The 12980-nt window shown below is 65.2% G+C and carries 11 protein-coding genes and 1 tRNA gene; 6 read left to right on the top strand and 6 right to left on the bottom strand.

The window, feature by feature from the left end; genetic code table 11:
• Nucleotides 1-951, bottom strand: a complete 951-nt coding sequence (locus tag ACQY5B_RS23060; RefSeq protein WP_420327158.1) for an NAD(P)H-dependent glycerol-3-phosphate dehydrogenase — start codon at nt 949-951, stop codon at nt 1-3.
• Nucleotides 948-2027, bottom strand: a complete 1080-nt coding sequence (gene tsaD, locus ACQY5B_RS23055) for a tRNA (adenosine(37)-N6)-threonylcarbamoyltransferase complex transferase subunit TsaD (protein WP_305972570.1) — start codon at nt 2025-2027, stop codon at nt 948-950. The genes ACQY5B_RS23060 and tsaD overlap by 4 nt, the downstream gene beginning before the upstream one ends.
• Nucleotides 2028-2099: 72 nt before the next feature.
• On the opposite strand from tsaD, the gene ACQY5B_RS23050 reads away from it, so the two are divergent.
• The 6 genes from ACQY5B_RS23050 (at nt 2100) to ACQY5B_RS23025 (ending at nt 8507) form a co-directional block, all read left to right on the top strand.
• Nucleotides 2100-2819, top strand: coding sequence for a uroporphyrinogen-III synthase (locus tag ACQY5B_RS23050; protein ID WP_420327159.1), 720 nt, complete (start codon nt 2100-2102; stop codon nt 2817-2819).
• A 48-nt stretch (nt 2820-2867) separates the two neighbouring features.
• Entirely contained in the window at nt 2868-4349 is a 1482-nt protein-coding gene (locus ACQY5B_RS23045) for a COG4223 family protein (RefSeq protein ID WP_420327160.1), read from the top strand.
• An 11-nt stretch (nt 4350-4360) separates the two neighbouring features.
• Nucleotides 4361-5908, top strand: a complete 1548-nt coding sequence (locus tag ACQY5B_RS23040; RefSeq protein WP_420327162.1) for a heme biosynthesis protein HemY — start codon at nt 4361-4363, stop codon at nt 5906-5908.
• Between the two features lie 92 nt (nt 5909-6000).
• Nucleotides 6001-6076 (top strand) — tRNA-Thr (locus ACQY5B_RS23035).
• Between the two features lie 166 nt (nt 6077-6242).
• Nucleotides 6243-7430: a tyrosine-type recombinase/integrase gene (locus ACQY5B_RS23030; RefSeq protein ID WP_420327163.1), complete on the top strand. Its 1188-nt coding sequence runs from the start codon at nt 6243-6245 to the stop codon at nt 7428-7430.
• 319 nt (nt 7431-7749) lie between these two features.
• Nucleotides 7750-8507 (top strand): IS5 family transposase gene (locus ACQY5B_RS23025; protein WP_420328558.1). Its coding sequence is split into 2 segments (ribosomal slippage): nt 7750-8071 and nt 8071-8507, totalling 759 coding nucleotides; the frame shifts between segments, so codons are not numbered across the junction.
• Between the two features lie 37 nt (nt 8508-8544).
• Here the strand turns inward: ACQY5B_RS23025 and nadC are convergent.
• From nadC to ACQY5B_RS23005, 4 genes are all read right to left on the bottom strand, one after another.
• Complete coding sequence (gene nadC / locus ACQY5B_RS23020) at nt 8545-9408, bottom strand: carboxylating nicotinate-nucleotide diphosphorylase (RefSeq protein ID WP_420327165.1); 864 nt, start codon at nt 9406-9408, stop codon at nt 8545-8547.
• Between the two features lies 1 nt (nt 9409).
• Nucleotides 9410-10945 (bottom strand): L-aspartate oxidase, encoded by a 1536-nt coding sequence (locus ACQY5B_RS23015; RefSeq protein ID WP_420327166.1) that lies wholly within the window; start codon nt 10943-10945, stop codon nt 9410-9412.
• Nucleotides 10942-11913 carry a quinolinate synthase NadA gene (nadA, locus tag ACQY5B_RS23010; protein WP_420327167.1) on the bottom strand — a complete coding sequence of 324 codons (972 nt, stop codon included), beginning with the start codon at nt 11911-11913 and terminating at the stop codon, nt 10942-10944. The genes ACQY5B_RS23015 and nadA overlap by 4 nt, the downstream gene beginning before the upstream one ends.
• Nucleotides 11914-11978: 65 nt before the next feature.
• Nucleotides 11979-12890, bottom strand: a complete 912-nt coding sequence (locus ACQY5B_RS23005) for an NUDIX hydrolase (RefSeq protein WP_305970084.1) — start codon at nt 12888-12890, stop codon at nt 11979-11981.
• Nucleotides 12891-12980 lie beyond the last annotated feature (90 nt).

Here is a 12980-nt window from a genome sequence, read left to right as displayed (position 1 = left end):
TCATTCATCCTTGAGTGGTCGGGAAAGCAGGGTGTCCATGGCCTGGCGCACGGTCAACCGTCCCTGGGACAGGTCGGCCACTGCGGAACAGACGGGCAGGGGCAGGTCCAGTTCGGTCGACAGGCGGGCGGCGGCGCGGGCGGTGGCCGCGCCTTCGACGGTCACGGAGGGGTCGAAGGCCTCACCCTGTCCCAGCGCCAGGCCAAAGCGGTAGTTGCGCGACCCGTCAGAGGTGCAGGTCAGTGTCAGGTCACCCAATCCGGAAAGGCCGGTCAGCGTTTCCGGACGCGCGCCCAGCCGCGCCGACAGGCGCATCATCTCGGCAAAGCCCCGGGTCATCAGGGCCGCACGGGCGCTGTCGCCAAGGCCCGCACCGATGCAGGCCCCACAGGCGATGGCGATCACGTTCTTGAGCGCGCCGCCCAGTTCGGCGCCGATCGTGTCGTTGCTGCGGTACAATCGCAGAACCGGGGTCGAGAGTTGTTCCTGCAGAGCCCGCCCCCGGGTCTCGTTGCCACAGGCCAGCGTCAGCGCCGTCGGCAGGCCGCGCGCGATGTCCCCGGCAAAGCTGGGCCCGGTCAGGACGGCGGGCACAGCGCCGGGTTGATGCCTTGCGATCAGCGCCGACGGCCCGACGCCCTCGGCCAGGTCGATCCCCTTGCAGCAGGCGACAAGGGCGCGCCCGTCCAGCGGCGTGGAAATCCGGTCCAGCAGGGTCGAGAGCTGTTGCATCGGCACCGACAGCAGCAGCGTGTCACAGGCGGCGGCCTCTTCCAGATCACCGGTGACGGTGACGGCATCGGGCAACGTGACACCCGGAAGGCGCGGGCTTTGCCGGGTGTCGTTCAGGGCGGTCACGTCGCGCGCCCAAAGCGTCACCTCGCGCTTGCGTCCCAGCGCAACCGCCAGCGCCGTGCCAAAGGCGCCACCGCCGAGAACCGCGATGCTCATGCCTTGGCGCCTTTCTTGCCAGAGCCGACAAGGGGCGCGGCGGTCTTGTCCAGCGGCCATCGGGGCCGGGCCGACAGGCTCATGTCATGGGTGACGCCATGGGCCAGCAGCTCGCCGCCCGCATAGGCGATCATCGCGGCGTTGTCGGTACACAGCCGCAGCGGTGGTGCCGTGAACCGCACGCCGGTCTCGGCACAAAGCGCCTGCAACGACCCGCGCAGCGACTGGTTGGCAGCCACACCTCCGGCGACGGCCAGCGCCGGTTCCGTCGGGGCCTCGTTCAGGTAGAGCGCTATCGCCCGACGGGCCTTTTCCGTCAGCACGTCCCGCACCGCTGCCTGGAACCCGGCGCAAAGGTCGGACACGTCCTGCTCATGCAACCCGCCCTGATCGGCGATCAACTGGTCGCGCTGGCGCAGAAGCGCGGTTTTCAGTCCTGAAAAGCTCATGTCGCAGCCGGGCCGATCCAGCAGCGGGCGGGGAAAGCGGAACCGGCGTTCATCGCCGTCGCGTGCGCGCGCCTCGACCGAGGGGCCGCCGGGCTGCGACAGACCCAAAAGACGGGCGGTCTTGTCAAAAGCCTCTCCGGGGGCGTCATCGATGGTGCCGCCCAGCCGGGTGAAATCCTGCGCACCGCGCGCGATAAGGAACTGGCAGTGCCCGCCCGACACCAGCAGCATCAGGTAGGGAAAGGCCAGCCCGTCGGTCAGGCGGGGCGTCAGCGCATGGCCTGCGAGGTGATTCACCCCCACCAGAGGCACGCCCAGCCCGGTTGCCAGCCCCTTGGCCAGCATCACGCCCGAGAGGACCCCGCCGATCAGGCCGGGCCCGGCCGTGACCGCCACGGCGTCGACCTGTTGCAGCGTCACGCCCGCCTCGTCCAGGGCCTCTTCGACGCAGGTGTCCAGCCGTTCGGCATGGGCACGGGCGGCGATTTCCGGAACGACGCCGCCAAACTCCGCGTGCAACTCGTTCTGGCCCTTCACGACAGAGGCCAGCACCTCGCGCCCGCGCAGCAATGCGGCGGCGCTGTCGTCACAGCTGCTTTCCAGTCCAAGGATCAGGGGAGAGGTCATCCGGCGTTCCCGTTGCGCTTTACGGCGTCTGCAAGTACCACCCGGAAAGGCGCCCCACAATCCCGGAGGCCCATGTCCGAAGCTCTGCCCGTTCTCCTGTTGACCCGGCCACGGGCCGCGTCAGAGCGTTTTGCCGCGCGGCTGCGGCAGGACGGCCTGCAATTCCGGGCTGTCATCTCTCCGTTATTCACCGTCGAGGTCACCGGGCCGCTGCCCGACGTGACGCAGGCGCAGGGGCTGATCTTTACCTCTGCCAACGGCGTCATGGCCTGGGAGGCACTGGGCGGGCGCACCGATCTGCCGGCGCTTGCGGTGGGTCCGGCGACAGCCCGGGCCGCCCAAGCGGCGGGGATGCAGGCACAGGACGGCGGTGGTTCGGCAGAGGATCTGATCCGTTTCATCATCGCACAGCGGCCGCCGGGGCCCCTTGTGCACCTGCATGGGGCGCATGTGCGTGGAAACATCGCCAAGCGGTTGAGCGCGGCAGGCATTCCCTGCCGGGGTGCCGCAATCTATGATCAACCGCCTTGCCCCTTGAATGCAGAGGCCCGTGCCGCACTTGATGGGCAGGTTCCGGTGGTTGCCCCCGTGTTCTCGCCCCGGACGGGCGAATTGCTGGCCAAGGAATGCGCAAAGGCGCCGCTTCTTGTCGCGGCGATGAGTCAAGCTGTGGTCAACGCGCTCATGCCGCTGCATAAAAGGAACCTGAAAGTGGCTGAGCGGCCCGAGTCGGAGGCAATGAGGGAGGTTGTCTCGGACTTTCTGAACCGGGCGCTGGCCGGAGACTATTGACCCGGTCCATCTGCCTGGACCGACGTGTATTCGAGGGGAAACAATAAAGTGGCGAAGTCTAAGAAGGATACCCCGACCGACAAGGGTAGCGCCGATGACACCCTGCCCGAAGCGGACACCCTGACATCCGGCGCCGACGACGCGGCGGAGGACAGTCTTGCCGCCGATGCCGGCGAGGATCGCCTGGCCGGGACGGACCTGCCCGAAGACGCGGGAGACGACAGCCCGGCAGCGGAGGGTGACACGCTGTCCGCCGATGGATTGGAAACCGGCGACCCCGCTGACACCGACCCGGATGCCGAACCTGCCCCATCCGAAGAGACCGTCCCGCACGAGGGCGGCGACGTGGCTGCCGGCGCCTCGGACGATACACTTGCCGATACTGCCGCGCCGTTCGAGGACACGCTGGAGGCCGCCGCGCCAGTTGCAGACCCGCAGGTGGTCCGCGAAACCGTGGTCGAGCGCAAGGGCGGCTTTTTCCCCATGCTGCTGGGCGGCGTTGTCGCCGCCGGGCTGGGCTACGCCGCGGGCGCCTATCCCGACCTGCCCTTCATCGGGTCGCAATCCGCCGAGGAAGACCCCTTTGTCACCCAGACACTTGCGGCGCTGCGCGACCAGGATGAGCGGATCGAGGCGCTGAGCAAGCGTGCCGATGCCACGGATGACGCCGTTGCGGGCGTCGACCTTGGCCCGCTGGGCATCAGCGTGACTGCGCTGGAAACCGACCTGGGCGCGCTGAAGACCGAGCTGACAGAAACGCAGGACCAGTTGACCGGGCTGGGCACATTGATCACCGATCTGGATCGCCGCCTGACCACGTTGGAGAAACAGCCGCTCAAGGATGCCGTCTCGCCCGAGACGGTGGCCGCCTATGAGCGCGAACTCGAAGCGCTCAAGGCTCAGGTCACGGCACAACAGGCCGACCTGCTGGCCGCGCAGAAGGAACAGCAGGCGGCGATGGATGCCGCGCGCAAGGAGGTCGAGGCGATGGCCGCCCGTGCCCGTGCCTCGGAAGAAAGCGCCGAGGCCCGTGCGAGACTGGCCGCCAGCCGCGCCGCGCTGGCCGATCTGACGACCCGTGCCCGCGACGGCCAGCCCTATGCCGAACCGCTGGCGGTTCTGACGGGCAACGGCGTGGATGTGCCCGGCCCGCTGGTCGAAGGCGCCGAAGAGGGTCTGCCCACGGCCTCTGCCCTGATTTCGTCCTTCCCCGATGCTGCCCGCGATGCGCTGGCGGCGGCGCGGGCAAGCGGAGCGGATGGCGACGAGGCAGGCAGTGTCGCCGGGTTCTTCCGCTCGCAACTGGGTGCGCGCTCGGTCACGCCGCGTGAAGGGGATGACCCCGACGCGGTGCTGTCGCGGGCCGAAGCCGCGCTGCGCGGCGGCGATCTGGACACCACGCTTCGCGAAATCGATAGCCTGCCCGAGACGGCACGCGCTGAAATGTCAGACTGGGTGGCCCAGGCCACGCTGCGGCGCGATGCTCTCGCCGCCGCGGCCGATCTCTCCCAGCAACTGAACCAGGAATAAGGGTCGGCATCATGCTTTGGTCACTCATCAAGATCGTTGTCTTCGTCGCGCTGGTCGGCGCGCTGACCTATGGCGCGGGCTACTTGCTCGAAAGCCAGGGCGGGGTGCAGGTCACCGTTGCCGGGATGGAATACACGCTGGGCCCGCTGCAATCGGTCATAGCCGCCGTCGTCCTGGTCTTTGTCGTCTGGTTGTTCTTCAAGCTGGCAGGCCTGATCATCGCCACGCTGAAATTCATCAACGGCGATGACACGGCGCTCAGCCGCTATTTCGACCGCAATCGCGAGCGCAAGGGATACGAGGCGCTGTCCGAGGGGTTGATGGCGCTGTCCTCTGGCGAGGGGCGTCTTGCCATTGCCAAGGCGAACAAGGCCGAGAAATACCTGCACAAGCCGGAATTGACCGATCTCATCACCGCGCAGGCGGCAGAGATGGTGGGTGACAACCGCAAGGCCGAAGAAGTCTACAAGCGCCTGTTGAAAAACGACACCACGCGCTTTGTCGGCATCCGCGGAATCATGAAGCAGAAACTTGCCTCGGGTGACACCGATACGGCGCTGCAACTGGCCGAGCGCGCCTTCGCGATCAAGCCCAAGCACGTTGAGATCCAGGATACGCTGTTGCAGTTGCAGGCCGAGAAACACGACTGGTCCGGCGCCCGCAAGACCCTTCAGGCCAAGCTGAAACATGGCGCCCTGCCGCGCGACGTCTACAAGCGGCGCGATGCGGTGCTGGCGCTCTCTTCGGCGACCGAGATCGACGACTCCGAGGAGAGCGGCAAGGCTGCGGATAGCGCGATCGAGGCCAACCGCGCCTCGCCCGACCTGGTGCCCGCCGCCGCGATGGCCGCCCGCGCCTACATTGCGCAGGGCCGCAAACGCAACGCTTTGAAGGTGCTCAAGAAGGCCTGGGAGGCCCATCCGCACCCCGACCTCGCCGCGGCCTTTGCTGAGATCGAGCCGGAAGAAACCCCGGACCAGCGTATCCAGCGTTTCGTGCAGCTGACCCGCATCCAGCCCGACCACCGCGAGACCCGGCTGCTCAAGGCCGAGCTGAACCTCGCGGCAGAACATTTCCCCGAGGCGCGCCGTGCGCTGGGCGACCTGCTGGACAAGGACCCGGATGCCCGTGTGCTGGCCATCATGGCCGCCATCGAGAAAGGCGAAGGCGCCAAGGACGCGGTGGTGCGCGGCTATCTTGCCAAGGCCCTTACCGCGCCGCGCGGTCCGCAGTGGGTCTGCGACAAGTGCAACACGATCCACGCGGAATGGACGCCGATCTGTTCCAACTGCTCGGCCTTTGACACGCTCAGCTGGACGACACCGCCGCAATCCGAGGTCGTGCTGCCGGCGGGCGCCGACATGCTGCCGCTGATCATCGGTGGCGCGCTGGAGGACAAGGGCGACGACCCCGCCGCTCAGGCCGATTCCGACGTGATCGACCTCGGCCCCGAGGCGCCTGCCTCTGCCGCTCCGACCGACGCCAAGGCGCCCGATGCGGAACCCGAGGATGCCGAGGTGATCACGTCCGAAGAGCCAAAGAAGGAAGGCGCAAAATAGCCCTTCCCCTCGCGCGGCCCGTTTGCTAATAGGCCGCGCACCAAGATCGATCAGCCCCGCTTTGCGCAGGCCTGATCGGTTCAGGGAAGATGGCCGGTGTAGCTCAGCTGGTAGAGCACGTCATTCGTAATGATGGGGTCGGGGGTTCGAGTCCCTTCACCGGCACCACCTTCCCATCCGAAGCAATCCGAAGACATCTCTAAACGCTATGTTTATAAGGGGATTGCGGTCTCCTTTGGTCCGAAGTCGTGTTGCTTGGTACAGTAACATACGGCCCCAATGGGGGTAGATCAGGGGGTATCGCGGCAAGTGCGCGACCGAGGATACCCCCACCATGCCCCTGAACGATGCCCAGATTCGCGGCTTCAAACCCAAGGAAAAGCCCTACAAGGTCTCAGATTTTGAGGGCCTGTATTTAGACATCAGACCGGGTGGGTCAAAGCTCTGGCGCATGAAGTATCGCTTCGGAGGTAAAGAGAAGCTCCTCGCGCTCGGCGCTTACCCTGCTGTTAGCCTCTCAGCCGCTCGAAAAGAAAAGGACGCAGCGCGGGCGATGCTGGCGGAGGGCAAAGACCCAAACGCTGTCAAACAGGCGCAAAAGCGGGAGACGCAGAAGGTCAGTGAACATACCTTCGGCAAGCTTGCGGACCAGTTTATCGACAAGGCGCGCCGCGAAGGTCGTGCCCCTGCAACGATGGCCAAGACGGAGTGGCTTCTGGACATGGCGAAGGCTGCTTTCGGTTCCCGTCCGATTGCGGAAATCACAGCGCGGGACATTCTTGTTGTTCTTCGCAAAGTCGAAGCAAAGGGAAATTACGAAACGGCTAAGCGCTTGCGTTCCAAGATCGGTGGAGTTTTTCGCTATGCAGTGGCCAACGGCGCGGCGGAGAGTGACCCGACATATGCACTGCAAGATGCGCTGATCCGGCCTCAGGCGACCTCACGCGCGGCTATCACCGACCCCAAAGCCTTCGGTGGGCTTCTGAGGGCGATTGACGGGTTTCACGGCCAAGCGATAACCCGGATCGGACTTCAACTCCTTGCGTTGCTGGCCCAGCGACCAGGCGAAATCCGCCATGCGAAATGGCAGGATCTTGATACGGACAATGCTGTTTGGTCGATTCCAGCGGAGCAGATGAAGATGCGGCGCGCGCATGACGTTCCATTGCCGGGCCGAGCAATGGAACTGATCGAAGAACTACGAGAGATTACCGGAACGGGGGTTTATCTATTCCCAAGTCTTCGCTCTTACAAGCGTCCCATGAGTGAGAACACGTTGAACGCGGCGTTGCGTCGGATTGGTTACACTGGCGATGAAATGACTTCGCACGGTTTCCGCGCGACCTTCTCGACATTGGCCAATGAAAGCGGGCTCTGGCACCCGGACGCGATAGAAAGGCAGCTGGCCCATGTTGAAGGCAACTTGGTTCGGCGCGCTTATGCGCGAGGCCTGCACTGGGAAGAGCGGGTCCGCATGTCAGAGTGGTGGGCTGGATATCTGGAAGAACTCAGGGCAGGCTAGTAGGCGTTAGGAAAACTGATGAGGCTTATTTTTGGACAAATCGGTTCGCACGGAGATCATTGAGCGAGAGTACAAACGTCTCTTGGAGCATGTTGCGGGTTGGGAGCGACCGCAGTTGGTTGAAGCCATTGGTCCTAACGATCTGGACGCAGTGGAGTTATTTGAGGAGAGGCGTCTACTTGTTGAAGCAGACGTGCGGAAAGCCTTGGATGCCTTAACCGACGACTTTTTCGATACCTACATCAGGTTTCATTTAGGGTCAGGACCCATTGATTTCAGAGGGGTGTCGTGATTCACGGTTCGAAAAAGAGCGGTGAACATGTCTGATCTATTCTGGCTGACCGATGCTCAGGTGGCGCGTCTCGAGCCTTTCTTTCCGAAGTCCCACGGCAAACCCCGCGTCGATGATCGGCGTGTGCTGAGTGGGATTATCTTTATCAACCGCAATGGGTTACGATGGCGCGATGCGCCTGCAGCCTATGGTCCACACAAGACGCTCTACAACCGCTGGAAGCGATGGAGTGATAAAGGCGTTTTTGCCCGAATGATGGCTGGTTTGGCTGCTGAACACGGTGAGACGAAGACAGTCATGATCGACGCGACATACCTCAAGGCCCACCGGACAGCGACCAGCATGGGCGTCAAAAAGGGGGGCGTGGGCGCCTGATTGGTCGCACCAAGGGCGGCATGAACACCAAGCTGCATGCCATCTGCGACAGCCAAGGACGCCCGCTTGATCTGTTCGTGACCGCCGGACAGGTGAGCGACTACATCGGGGCGCGCGCCTTGCTCAGCAGCCTGCCGAACGTCGATTGGTTGCTTGGTGACCGCGGCTATGATGCCGACTGGTTCCGAGAAGCGTTGCAAGACAAAGGGATACGCGCATGTATCCCCGGTCGAAAGCAGCGCAAGAAACCTGTAAAGTACGACAAGCGTCGCTACAAACGGCGCAACCGGATCGAGATCATGTTCGGCAGGCTGAAGGACTGGCGGCGTGTTGCGACCCGGTACGACAGATGCCCGAAGGTCTTCCTATCAGCCATCGCTCTCGCCGCAGCCGTCATCTACTGGCTTTGAAACTCAATGAGTCCAGACCCTAGGTGCGGAACCGGTTCTAGCCCTCTGCGACAGAGACGAAGTCCAGCCCGATGTCCAGTGTCGGCGCGCTGTGCGTGATCCAGCCGAGCGAGATCAGGTCGACGCCGCTGGCTGCGACCGCGGCGGCGGTGTCGGGCGTGATGCCACCCGAGGCTTCGGTGATTGCACGGCCCGCGACCATGTTCACCGCCTTGTGCAGCGCGTCAGGGTCCATGTTGTCCAGCAGTACAGCGTCGGCGCCGATCTCCAGCACCTCGCGCAGTTGGTCCAGCGTGTCGACCTCGATCTCGACCTTGACCATGTGGCCGGTCGCGGCGCGCGCGGCCTCCAGCGCCGGGCGGATGCCGCCCGCGATGGCGATGTGGTTGTCCTTGATCAGCACCGCATCGGCCAGTGAATAGCGGTGGTTCATGCCGCCGCCTGCGCGGACGGCATATTTTTCCAGCGCGCGCAGGCCGGGTGTGGTCTTGCGGGTGCAGACGATATGCGCGCGCATCCCCGAGACGGCCTGCACCAGACCGGCGGTGACACTTGCGATCCCCGACAAATGCCCCAGGAAGTTGAGCGCCGTGCGTTCGGCGGTCAGAAGACTGCGGGACGGTCCCTCGAATGTCGCGATGCGTGTACCGGGGGTGACGGGTGCGCCGTCCTGAAGGTGGCGGGTGACCTTGATTGCCGGGTCGACCAGGGCACAGGCCAGTTCGGCGCAGTCCAACCCGGCGATCACGCCGGGTTTGCGGGCGACGGCGGTTACGATGGAACGATGTTCGGCCGGAATCACAACCGCGGAGGTGATGTCACCGGCAAGGCCAAGATCCTCTTCCAGCGCGGTACGCAGGGCGGGTTCGATCACCGGGCGGGGCAGGGGGACAAGTGTCATGTCAGGCACTCCGGGGCAGGGATAGGGCCGCCTGCTGTTCCGCGACGGCCAAAATGTCATCAAGCGTCATCCGGCGCGACGTGCTGCCGGACAGGGGCGTGGGAAAATCGGTGCGCGCATGGGCACCGCGCGATTCCTGGCGCAACAGCGCAAAGACCGCGATGGCCAAGCCGACGATGGCCGGGTCGGCGGTCGGCTGGGGTCCGCGTGCAAGCGGCAAGAGATCGGTCAGTGCATCCCGCAATCCGTTTTCGTCGCGGAGCAGGCCCAGCCTGTTCGAGACGATCCCGCGGACTGCGGTGGTTTCCGCCACGGGGGGCAGTGACATGGATGGCAAGGGCGCCACGCGCGCGCCTCGGGCGTGTCGGCCCGCAATGTCGCGGGCGGCGCGCCGCGCCATGACGACCGCCTCCAGCAGAGAGTTGCTGGCCAGTCGGTTCGCTCCGTGCAGGCCCGTGGCGGCGCATTCGCCGACAGCCCAGAGGCCCTCGACACTGGTCCGGGCATGATGATCCGTATGGATGCCGCCCATGTGGTAATGCGCGGCGGGGCGCACCGGGATGGGCTGTTGCGCAGGGTCGATTCCCGCCGCACGGCAAAGCCGGGCGATCCCGGGGAACCGCTTGGCAAATCCCGTGCCCAGTGCCGGCCGCGCATCCAGGTAGACTCGTCCGCCGCGCGCGATCTGTGCCGCGATGGCACGGGCCACCACGTCGCGCGGCGCAAGCTCAGCCCCCGGCGTGTCGGCCATGAAGCGCTTGCCGCCCTCGTTGATCAGCACAGCACCTTCGCCCCGGACGGCCTCGGAGATCAGGCCCAGCGGCGTGCCCCGTGCATCCAGTGCCGTGGGGTGGAACTGTACGAACTCCATGTCCGACAGTTTCGCGCCGGCGCGGGCGGCCAGCATCACGCCCTGGCCGTAATTGCCCACCGGGTTCGTGCTGGCATCGTAGAGTCCTCCCAACCCACCGGTTGCCATCACCACTTGCGAGGTCGACAGCAGGCGGCCGTCACTCAGCAGGACGCCACATATACACTGGTCGCGCTGGACCAGTCGCACCACCTCGGTGCCGGTCAGGACGGTGATCGAGGGGCGGCGCTGGACAGCGTCGGCCAGGGTGCTGGTGATCCCAGCGCCGGTGCCGTCGCCGTCGACGTGCAGGATCCGCTTGCGCGAATGCGCCGCCTCCAGCCCGCGGGCGAAATCGCCCTCCGGCGTGCGGTCGAAGCGGACTCCATGCGACTCCAGCATGGCGATCGCCTCGGGTCCGCCGCTCAGGATGGTCTCGGCCACTTGGGGATCACAAAGCCCCGCCCCGGCGGCCAGTGTATCGGCCAGGTGCAGCGCCACGCTGTCATCGGCGCCAAGGCAGGCCGCGATGCCGCCCTGCGCCCATTGGCTGGAGCTTTCCTGCCCCAGACCGGCGCGTGTGATCAGCACCACGGGACGCGGTGCGAGTTCGAGCGCGCAGATCATCCCGGCGATGCCGCCGCCGACGACCGTGACCCGGTCGCCGTCCTGGCCAGGCCGGATCATTTTACGGCAAGCATCCGTTCGACGGCGCGGCGTGCATCCGCGGCGATGGCAGCGTTCACCGTGACCTCGTGATGGTTCTGTTCCAGCGCCTCGCGGATGTTGCCCAGGCTGATCCGCTTCATGTGCGGGCACAGGTTGCAGGGGCGCACGAATTCCACATCCGGGTGATCGACCGCCACGTTGTCGCTCATCGAACATTCGGTCAGCAGAACAACGCGGCCCGGCTTGTTCTCACCGACGTAGCCGGACATGACGGCGGTCGAGCCGGAGAAATCGGCCTCTGCCACCACCTCGGGCGGGCATTCCGGGTGCGCCAGGATGGTCACGCCGGGATAGGCCTCACGCATGCCGCGCACGTCATCGGCGGTGAACAACTCGTGCACCTCGCAATGGCCGTTCCAGGCGATGATCTCGACATCCGTTTCGCGGGCCACGTTCTTGGCCAGGTATTCGTCCGGGATCATCAGGACCTTGGGCACGTCCAGCGATTCGACCACCTGCTTGGCATTGCCGGAGGTGCAGCAGATGTCCGAGGCGGCCTTTACCGCGGCGGAGGTATTCACATAGGTGATGACCGGCACGCCGGGATGCGCCTGCCGCAGCAGGGCGATGTCCTCTGGCGTGATCGAATCGGCCAGCGAACAGCCGGCGCCCATGTCCGGGATCAGCACGGTCTTTTCTGGATTCAAGAGCTTGGCCGTCTCGGCCATGAAATGCACGCCTGCCAGGACGATCACGTCGGCCTCGACCTCGATCGCCTTGCGCGCCAGTGCCAGGCTGTCGCCGACGATATCGGCAACGCCGTGAAAGATTTCCGGCGTCTGGTAGTTATGCGCCAGGATCACCGCGTTCTTTTCCCGCTTCAGGTCCAGAATGGCGGCAATATCGTCCTCGTAGCGGATCCAATCCGGTTCCGGAACGATCTTGCTGACCCGGTCATAAAGTTCGGGAAGGCGAAGGTAGGTCATGGCGGCTCCTTATACTCTGGATGAGTACATCTGGAGCCGCTTGATATTCTCAATCCGAGTTTATGTCAATGCCGTGACACGGGCAGTCTTGGACCGGCCAATGCCTGGGCCTGCAGGACCGTCGGCCGATACCGGTACAGCTTGGCCGGACGGCCCCCGGTCCCACTGGACATCTCGCCGGTTTCCTCGACCAGTTCCTGCTGGTCGATCTGGCGGCGAAAGTTCGGCTTGTGCAGGCGCAGGCCCGACAGCGCCTCGACCGTGCGTTGCAGGTGCAGCAGGGTGAAACTGTCCGGCATCAGCTCAAAGACCACCGGGTGATACTTGATCTTGGCCCTGAGCCGCGCGATCCCGGTCGCCAAGATGCGCCGGTGATCCCCGGTCATGGGCCGCCCGAACCCCTCGATCGCGGGGCGCGAGGGGCTTTCGGCCAGTCCGGCCTCGTACATCAGTTCATAGCGTTGCAGCGCCAAGTCCTCGTTCCAGGGCAAGCCATTCTGCCCGAACAGGAAATCGACACGCTCGCGGCGCAGGGCATCCGACCCCACCCAGTTGTCCAGGCGGTCCGCGATGTTGTTCAGAACAGCCGGTCGGCGGTCCCGGTGATCTTCCCAGGGGAAATATTCGTACCAGCCGTGCCACTGGGGCTGGCCGGTGCCGGGCGTGACCTGTTCCCGAACAAGGCCTAGGTATCCAATCGAGATCCGCCGCGCCGCGCCGGCCTCGGAAGGGGCCTCCCGGTCGCGATCGGCAAAGGTATAGAGCTGTTCGAGGTAGCCGACCGGGTGGCCCGTCTGGCTTTCGATCCAGTCGCGCAGCCCGCTTTGCAGGCTGCGGTGCTGGGACTCGAAGGGGCCAGAGGGCAGTGCCTCGCCCGCGCGCAGGGTCATCACGCGCGGTTCGTTGTCCGTCACCGCCACGAGGACGGCGATCAGGTCGGCATTTGCCAGCCCCGCGCGCAGTTGGACGCCTGTCATGCTCTTGTCTTCCTGCCAGAATGAATGCCCAAGTACCTGTCAGAAGTCCCGTCGCGAGACAAGCCGCGGGGCCGCCAATCCGGGCGTGGC

The sequence above is a fragment of the Antarctobacter sp. genome (genome assembly GCF_965277915.1).
GTDB lineage: Bacteria > Pseudomonadota > Alphaproteobacteria > Rhodobacterales > Rhodobacteraceae > Antarctobacter.
Note: the sequence above shows the minus strand (reverse complement) of the source record. Positions and strands in the feature narration are given on the sequence as shown.

Coding starts and splice junctions, on each gene's coding strand:
- ACQY5B_RS23015 (WP_420327166.1), bottom strand. CDS start 10,945: ATGATCCGGCCTGGCCAGGACGGCGACCGGGTCACGGTCGTCGGCGGC.
- ACQY5B_RS23005 (WP_305970084.1), bottom strand. CDS start 12,890: ATGACAGGCGTCCAACTGCGCGCGGGGCTGGCAAATGCCGACCTGATC.
- ACQY5B_RS23050 (WP_420327159.1), top strand. CDS start 2,100: ATGTCCGAAGCTCTGCCCGTTCTCCTGTTGACCCGGCCACGGGCCGCG.
- nadC (WP_420327165.1), bottom strand. CDS start 9,408: ATGACACTTGTCCCCCTGCCCCGCCCGGTGATCGAACCCGCCCTGCGT.
- ACQY5B_RS23030 (WP_420327163.1), top strand. CDS start 6,243: ATGCCCCTGAACGATGCCCAGATTCGCGGCTTCAAACCCAAGGAAAAG.
- ACQY5B_RS23060 (WP_420327158.1), bottom strand. CDS start 951: ATGAGCATCGCGGTTCTCGGCGGTGGCGCCTTTGGCACGGCGCTGGCG.
- tsaD (WP_305972570.1), bottom strand. CDS start 2,027: ATGACCTCTCCCCTGATCCTTGGACTGGAAAGCAGCTGTGACGACAGC.
- nadA (WP_420327167.1), bottom strand. CDS start 11,913: ATGACCTACCTTCGCCTTCCCGAACTTTATGACCGGGTCAGCAAGATC.
- ACQY5B_RS23040 (WP_420327162.1), top strand. CDS start 4,361: ATGCTTTGGTCACTCATCAAGATCGTTGTCTTCGTCGCGCTGGTCGGC.